Origin of the sequence: Flavobacterium sp. 38-13 (assembly GCF_001899155.1) — a bacterium.
Lineage (GTDB): Bacteria > Bacteroidota > Bacteroidia > Flavobacteriales > Flavobacteriaceae > Flavobacterium > Flavobacterium lindanitolerans.
On record NZ_MKVG01000013.1, the window covers coordinates 76,683 to 85,074 of the forward strand.

General features: G+C 40.5%; 5 protein-coding genes. 4 read left to right on the forward strand and 1 reads right to left on the reverse strand.

Features of this window, described 5'->3' with window-relative positions; genetic code table 11:
• Positions 1-108 precede the first annotated feature (108 nt).
• Positions 109-2,844 (reverse strand): fibronectin type III domain-containing protein, encoded by a 2,736-nt coding sequence (locus BGO88_RS08390; RefSeq protein WP_286706590.1) that lies wholly within the window; start codon positions 2,842-2,844, stop codon positions 109-111.
• Positions 2,845-3,532: 688 nt separating this feature from the next.
• On the opposite strand from BGO88_RS08390, the gene BGO88_RS08395 reads away from it, so the two are divergent.
• From BGO88_RS08395 to BGO88_RS08410, 4 genes are all read left to right on the forward strand, one after another.
• Positions 3,533-4,816 carry a T9SS type B sorting domain-containing protein gene (locus BGO88_RS08395; RefSeq protein ID WP_229563306.1) on the forward strand — a complete coding sequence of 428 codons (1,284 nt, stop codon included), beginning with the start codon at positions 3,533-3,535 and terminating at the stop codon, positions 4,814-4,816.
• Positions 4,817-4,833: 17 nt separating this feature from the next.
• Positions 4,834-5,754: a PorP/SprF family type IX secretion system membrane protein gene (locus BGO88_RS08400; protein WP_286706591.1), complete on the forward strand. Its 921-nt coding sequence runs from the start codon at positions 4,834-4,836 to the stop codon at positions 5,752-5,754.
• 14 nt (positions 5,755-5,768) lie between these two features.
• Complete coding sequence (locus BGO88_RS08405; RefSeq protein WP_286706592.1) at positions 5,769-7,715, forward strand: OmpA family protein; 1,947 nt, start codon at positions 5,769-5,771, stop codon at positions 7,713-7,715.
• 89 nt (positions 7,716-7,804) lie between these two features.
• Positions 7,805-8,392: phage tail-like protein (locus BGO88_RS08410; protein WP_502686505.1), on the forward strand; the 588-nt coding region annotated here is incomplete at its 3' end.

Consider the following 8,392-nt stretch of genomic DNA (forward strand, 5'->3'; position numbering starts at 1 on the left):
ATTGTATTGAATTTACAAAAACTTTTTGTCGGATGACCTTAAGAGAATCCTAAATGTAAATACAAAAGCCTCCATATGGAGGCTTTTGTTATAGATTTTGTGTTCTGATTAGTTTACCACAACCTTTACAGTATACACTTTATTAGAGTGAATTTTTAATATATAAGTTCCTGAAGGCAAACTTTGGTTGATAATCGAATAATTGTAATCATTAATGTTTTTTGAAGAATAGAACAGATTTCCGGTCATATCAAACATATCGATTTGGTCGATTGGGTATTTTGATTTGATATAGGTCTTTTCGCCTTCCTTAATCGGGTTAGGATATACTTTTACCCCGTTTTGAGAAGAAAACTCACCTGTTCCCAATGCTTCTTCAACCACAAACGAAATTCGGTTGGATACTTCATTATAAGAATCGTTTGTAAACATTACGATGAAATAATCTCCTGCTTCTGTAGGTAGCTTGTCGTCCTGGATGACTTTTGTTCCTTCAGAAAGTCCCTCAAAATAGGTAAAACTTACCAGTTCGTCTACATTTGGGTCGTCTCCGGCATGATAGATTCCCAACCAATCCTTAACAATACCCGGAGCATTTGTCCAGGTTGCAATAATATTTTCATTGAGGTTGTAGATGGTCTTGTTGATGCTTAGTTGCGTAATCTGGTTTCCAACCTGGAAAAATACCTTGTTTCCAACACTGTTATAGCCGTCCTGAAGGAAATATTCGGCAAAATAATAACCATCGGCCAAATTGTTGAAAGTAAAGTTTCCGGAAGCCGTAGTAACATAGCGCCATTGTGTAGAAGCAGGTCCGCCTGGGGTTTGACCTACTTTATAAATTCCAATCCAGTCGTTGGTAAGCCGGGGTCCGTTGGCAAAAGATAGTGTAACCGGACTCCCTGAAGCGTAGGTTTGGGCATTAGAAGAAAGTGTTACCAATGGGCCTACATAAAATTCTTTTCTACCGGCCAATTCTGTATAGCCGTCATTTTCTAAAAACGTTGCATAATACCTTCCCGGCTGTGTCAAGCCATTAAAAGTAACGGTTCCGCTTCGCTGACCGTTTACATAAGTCCACAATTGTGAAGGACTGGCGCTTCCCGGTGTCTGGCCAACCTTATATAAAGCAATCCAATCTCTTTGGTTACCCGGACCATCAGTAAAAGAAACACTAATTGGGGTATTTGGTCTGTAGGCAATAGTGTCCAACTGAATTTGCGTATTGGCAAAACCGCTGTTGGTTACATTAAATGACTTTACGGCACTCCATGGAGACCAGTTTAAATTCCTGTCTCTGTGGCGTACTTTTACAAAATACTGTCCGTTAGGAATTTCATTTGCTGCCAGAGTCACTTTTGTAATATCGGTGCCCGCGTTGATATCTTTCGATACGTCAACCTGACCGTTTAAAGGGCCATACAGGTTTTCATAATCTCTGTAAATGTCTTTTTCAATGATTTCAAAATCGGCTGTTTTTCCAATCAGGAACTCTGTCGAGTTTAACAACTGGCCGGAAGTAGTAGTATAGGCAGAACTTGAAATTTCAAGAGGTAACTCTACATCACCACCATTAAAATCGTTCAATATTGTTGGTTGTTGTGGTGAATCCAATCCTTTATAACGGTGGAATTCATCCATAAGTTCATTGTTTTTCCAGGTATAGGCACTACCAATAGAGTAGGACTCCACGTCAAAAGTATCGTTATTGACGTCAACATCTATGATTTGGTACATCCAGTTGGAAATCGTTTTCTGTACGTCGTCAAAATCTTTTTCTGCTGCCATGCCCCAATATTGGTCCCAGGCCACACCTCCGGAAATAATCTGGTAAGTAGGCGTATTTTTTAATTGGCCTCTGTGATATAAATGGTGGTGGGCTCCAATATGCAAGATGTGCTTTGCAGAAGTTACCAAAACCGGCATAGCTGAATTTCTAATCCATGGAGAAATATCGCCCACATACTGTTCTGCCTGATAAGGTCTGTGTCCTAAAGAAACTATCCAGTCAACAGTCGGGTCAGCATCAGCAGCCTGCACCACCTGTGTAAGCCAGTTTAACTGTTGGATTCCGGTATGTTCTGTATCCATAGCTATGAAAAGAACATTTCCTACCTGATTGGCATAATAATTCTCTGTTCCGGATGAAATACCTCTATACGACATTTCATCAAGTACATAATGGTCATAATAGGCCTGCATGGCTAATGTACCGTATGTTTCATGGTTTCCTACCAGAGTCTGAATAGGAAGGTAACCGGATAAAGCCTTATTCTTTTTGAAATGTACGTTTTCATAATGGTCTAAAGTACCCACATCTACCTGGTCACCTACCATTACTGTCAATGCAATATTATCGCAAGGGTCTGCCGTGATTCCCCATTTTTCTGCAATTTTTCTTTTGGCCTGGGCAACTAGCGTGTCAAATCGCGGAACGTTTCGCATCTGATTGTCTCCCAAAACCAAAAAACGCAGGTGGCCGTCAGATGTAGCGGCTTGTCCCGGAAGCGGTAGCGTTTTGAATGACATTGTCTGTGAAGTGCTGGTTCCGGTTCTGACGCGGTAATAATACTTAGTGTTTGGGTTAAGCCCTGATATTTTTACACTGTGGTAATAGTAATTGGCCGGATATCCGGTGTCTGTAAATATGCTGTTGGTTCCGGTAACAGAGAGGGTGAGCGCATTTGGCGCACTTCCGTATTCTACTATAGATTCCGGATTGCTTTCTGTTTTCCAGTTGACATAAATTGAATTGGTAGTGGGAGCTTGCAGGTAGGGATAGAGGGATTGAGCTTCAGCCATCCATCCTGCAAAAAGCAGCAATAAGAGATAGAATTTTTTCATGATGTGTTATGTTGTTTGATGGCACAAAAGTAGGTTCGCAAAAAATTTCAGCAATTAGAGAAAGATTAAGTTAGGGTTAAAGAATAGAAGCTTTTTTTAAGACCTGTTTTAAGAAATGATTAAGCAGAAGAGGCAAATTTCTATAAATCCCCATAATTGGCCTAACCAGTTATTCCTGTATGTTGCCAGTTACGCTTGTATACTACCAGTTATTACTTTTTGCTATTACTTTCTCAGTAACCATCACATCTTTGTACTGTGATTGAGAGCTATTTAACCTCTGTTTAATCATAAAGCTATGCCCCAGCTTTCTACAAATCCTTTAGGATTATATAAATCCCTACTTAAAATATTCTGAATAGAATAAGTTATTGCTTGTAGGTGTTTTTCATCATAGGATGATATATCCATGAAAAATGTTCTCAGGTTGATGTTATTCTTTTGGGACAAAAATGTTATCAGTATAAAGATTGTAAAAAATACATGATAAAAAGAAGGCCCAACATGCTTTTATAGGACGCTCGTCCTGCATGAGTGCTGTATTGTGGTAGAGACAGCACTATCGGGCGCTTTTTCAGGCTGCGGAAGCGGGAAAGCCGTAAGAGTTTTAGGGGTAAAGTTCTTCGTACGGATCCCGCTGGGCGCGGCAAAAAAGTTAAAGTAAGGATAAGGCATACCAGAGGATAATATGAGGACAACAACAATTGGGAATTTATTTTTAGCATTGCTCTTTTGGGGGAGCTTGCGGGCACAGATGGCAAATACGGGAGAAATGTCAGTATTGCCGGGAACCACGCTTTCTACCTATCTGGATTTTGACAATACTTCAACAGCAACTTTTACAAATGACGGAGAATTTCATGTTTTCCGAAATTTCAACAATGACGGAATAATAGGTTTCACTTCAGGACAACGTGGCTATACCCTGTTTGAGGGTAACAGGCTGCAGTCTATTTCCGGAAATGCACCAAGCGACTACTTTAAATTTTATGATGTGCTTTTCAACAACAGCTCGCCACAACCTCCTTTCAAACTTTCTGGAACAATAAGCATCTCAGGAAATTCTGATTTACTGAACGGTATTGTAAAAGGTGAAGGTGACGGTCTTGCTGTTTATGAAAACAAGGCAACCCATTCCAATACCGACAATGACAGTCATATTGACGGATATGTACAAAAAAATGGTGATGAAGAATTCTGGTTTCCAATAGGTAACGGAGGATATCACAGACCGGCCAAAATAGCACCTACATCTCCCAATGCACCTACTGATGCATTCATGGGAAAATATTTTCTAGAAAATTCCAATACTTTGTATCCGCATGCCAGCAAGGCCGGGAATATAGAAGTGATTGACAATACGGAATACTGGACAATTGACAAATTGGACGGAGAAACTGAAATTATGCTTTCCCTTACCTGGGACGAGTTGACAACTCCGGAGTTTATCTGGCGTGGTCTTGAAGGCTCCGGTGTAGAGGAAGAAAAAGTGACCATCGTTCGATGGAACGAAGAGCAGAACCTATGGGTTGATGAAGGTGGAATTGTTGATAGAGGCAATAGGGGCACAGGAACCGTAACCTCCTTTTTCACAACTTCGGGATTTGGCGTATTTACACTGGCTAAAGTAAAAAGAAGAGTAGAACCAGAAGGAAACATCGTAATCTACAATGGGGTTACCCCAAACGGCGATGGCAAAAACGACTACTTTTTTATCGATGGTATCACGCACTATCCAAACAACAGGGTGACTATCTACAACCGTTGGGGTGTGAAAGTCTTTGAAACTACAAATTATGATTCTGATGGGAATGTATTCAATGGCATTTCACATGGAAGGGCGACTATACAGCCGGACAGCAAACTGCCTTCCGGAACCTATTTCTATGTGCTAACCTATGAATTTTCTTCCCCATCCGGAAACAAAAGAAATATTGAAAAGGCAGGTTACCTATATCTGAACGATAACTAATCAGAAAACAAAAAAACATGAAAACCAGTTACAAGCTTGCCTTGCTCGCTCTTTTTATTGGAGTAGTCGGGTTTGCCCAGCAGGATTCGCAGTATACCCAGTATATGTACAATACGGCGAACATCAATCCTGCCTATGCAGGTTCCAGAGATGTGTTGAGCATTTTTGGGCTCTATCGTGCACAATGGATAGGCTTGAAAGGGGCACCAAAAACAGGCGCATTTGCCTTACATTCACCTATAAGCAATAGCAATGTTGGTCTTGGACTCTCTTTTGTGAACGACAAGATAGGGCCATCCAGTGAGAATAATATCTCGGTCGATTTTTCTTATATGATTAGGCTTTCGGAAGAGTTCAATTTGGCTTTTGGACTAAAAACAACCGCCAATCTGTTAAACGTAGACTATACCAAACTGGATATCTATGACCCTAATGACCCTAGATTTCAAAGTAATATAGAAGATTCCTTTACTCCAAATATTGGAGCGGGTGCGTTTCTGTATTCAAAAGATACCTATGTAGGGCTGTCTGTACCTGCTTTCCTTGAAACCAAACATTACCAGGATAATGGAAATTATTCTACAGCAAGGCAAAATATGCATTTCTATCTGATGGGAGGACATGTCTTTGAATTAAATCCGGATTTGAAATTTAAACCGTCCTTACTTTTTAAAATAGCGGAAGGAGCTCCTCTACAGGCAGATTTTTCGGCCAATTTTCTTTTCAATGAAAAAATAACAGCCGGAGTAGCCTATAGATGGAGCGCTGCTGTTAGTGCTATGGTTGGATTTCAGTTGACTGATGGGCTTTTTGCAGGCTATGCCTATGATGCAGAAACCACCAGGCTGGCAACCTATAATTCAGGCTCCCATGAGATATTTCTGCGATTTGAACTGTTTAAAAAATATGACAAGGTAATGACGCCTCGATTCTTCTAAACTCCTGGATATTTATGAAAAAAATTACCCTCGTAATGACCGCATGGCTGTCTGTTTTTTTTACACTTTCTGTCGTTGCCCAGGAAAGAAAGGTGGCAAAAGCGGATAAGCTCTATGATGACTTTGCCTATATCGACGCTATTACTGTTTATGAAAACATAGTCGCAAAAGGATACAGTTCGCCAGACCTGCTTAAAAAACTGGCTAACGCCTACTATTTCAATGCGGAATTTCAAAAAGCCAACAAATGGTATACGGAACTGTTTGCTTTAGGTGAAGAACCCGAACCTGAATATTTCTATAGGTATTCCCAGACACTGAAGTCTATTGGCGATTATGAAAAATCGGCGCAGATGATGGATAGATTTTCAAAAAAGAATGTCATTGACGGCAGAGGGAAATTGTATGAAGAAGACAAGGATTATCTGTCTGCTATTCTGGATAATTCCGGACGCTACAGCATTGAAAGCGCAGGAATCAATTCCGAAGGACAGGATTATGGCACCACTTTTTATAAAGGCTCTCTCATCTTTGCTTCTTCAAGAGAAGAAAAAGGTGCCGCAAAAAGAATAGACAGGTGGACAGAACTTCCGTTCACGAATCTATATGCTTCAAAGGTGAGAAGTGACGGTACTCTGGAAGCTCCGGAAAGATTTGCAAATGAAATCAGTAGCGGTTTCCATGAGGCTACACCGGCTTTTACGCAAGATGGGAAGACCATATATTTTACCCGCAATAACTACAATAACGGCAAGAATGGAAGAAGCAAAGACAGAAGGATTGTACTAAAAATATACAAGGCGACATTTGAAGATGAAAAATGGAGAAACGTTACCGAGTTGCCATTTAATAATGATGAATTTAATACGGCGCATCCGGCACTTAGTCCCGACGACAAGACGCTTTATTTTGCTTCAGACAGACCAGGTTCCATAGGACAGTCAGATATCTATAAGGTAAGCATAAATGCTGACGGTACATTTGGCAAACCGGAAAACTTAGGAAAAGAAATCAATACGGAAGGCAAAGAAACTTTTCCATTCTTATCCGACGAAAATGAATTGTATTTCGCTTCAGACGGGCATCCCGGATTGGGAGGACTGGATATCTTCAGAAGCAAGATGGGCGAAAACGGATTTGAGAAACCCCAAAATGTAGGTACTCCTGTTAATGGAGGTCAGGATGATTTTGCCTTTATGATTGATACCAAATCACAAGGTGGTTTCTTCTCTTCCAACCGAAACGGAGGAATGGGATATGACGATATCTACAGATTGAAAGAAAACAGGAAATTGGAAAATGAACAATTTGCGGAAGGACAGGTAAGGGATTCGATAAATGATAAGGGATTGGAAAATGTAAAACTTGGCCTTTATGATGACAAGTTTAAATTATTGGAAGAAGCTGTCACAGACCGCAAGGGTAATTACATTTTTAAAACAAAACTGCAAAAAGGCAAACGATACCATATACGTGCAGAAAAGAAAGATTATCTGACAGACGAGAAAAATATTGAAGCGGATGGTTCAAATGGTTTTGTAGAGGTTGATATCGCTCTTCAAAAACGAATTACTGAAATCAGGGAAAAAGGAAATATTGCAGACGCCTTCGGTATCAGAGATATTTACTTTGACTTTGACGAAGCAAACATACGGCCTGATGCGGCTCTTGACCTGGAGAAGATAATAGACGTCATGAGACAGTATCCGGGTATGACGGTAGCGATACGATGCCATACAGACAGCAGGGGTACCCGGGAATATAATCTGAAGCTTTCACAAAGGAGAGCCAATGCTGTTAAGCAGTATATGATTGAACACGGAATAGATTCCAGCAGACTTTCTGCTAAAGGTTATGGAGAAACACTGTTAAGAAATGGATGCTCTGATGGTGTAGAATGCACAGAAAGAGAACATGAAATAAACAGGAGAAGCGAGTTTGTTATCCTAAAAATCAAATAATCAATAAGACATTTTAAAATCAAAAAGCCTTTGGCCGTGTTTTACGGAGGTAGTAAGGCCAGCACTAAGAATAAACTAAAACTACGATCATGAAGAAATTATTACTCACCGCCATTGCGATATTAGGAGCCTCTGCAGCTTATTCTCAGGTAGGAATAGGAACCAGAACCCCTAATAACTCATCACAGTTAGAAGTGACTGTTGACGGGCAACCAGAGAAAAGAGGTATTCTTATACCAAGGGTGGCACTTCAGAGTACCAGCAGTATGAACCCGATCGTTAATACGGGAACCCTGCCCAATAGCTTATTGGTTTTTAACACGGCAGAAACCGGAACTGCTCCTTTTGGTGTTACACCGGGTTTCTACTATTGGTATGAGAACAAATGGATCAAAATGATTAGTAATGGCGATGATACCAACACGACCAATGTCAGCCTGACACAAAACGGGCAGGATTTGATTCTGACGGATAGTGATGGGAATAACGTGAGGATAGCTTTATCAGATTTGCAAAAGATAACAACACTCGTCAACAATAATGACGGTACCTATACCTATACCAACGAAGCCGGAACACAGGTCACTATTGATGTTCCTGCAGACGTTGTGAGCAACTTCAATGACATCATCACCAATACAAGTGTGCTAAACCAGCTGATTACGAACCTTACAAAC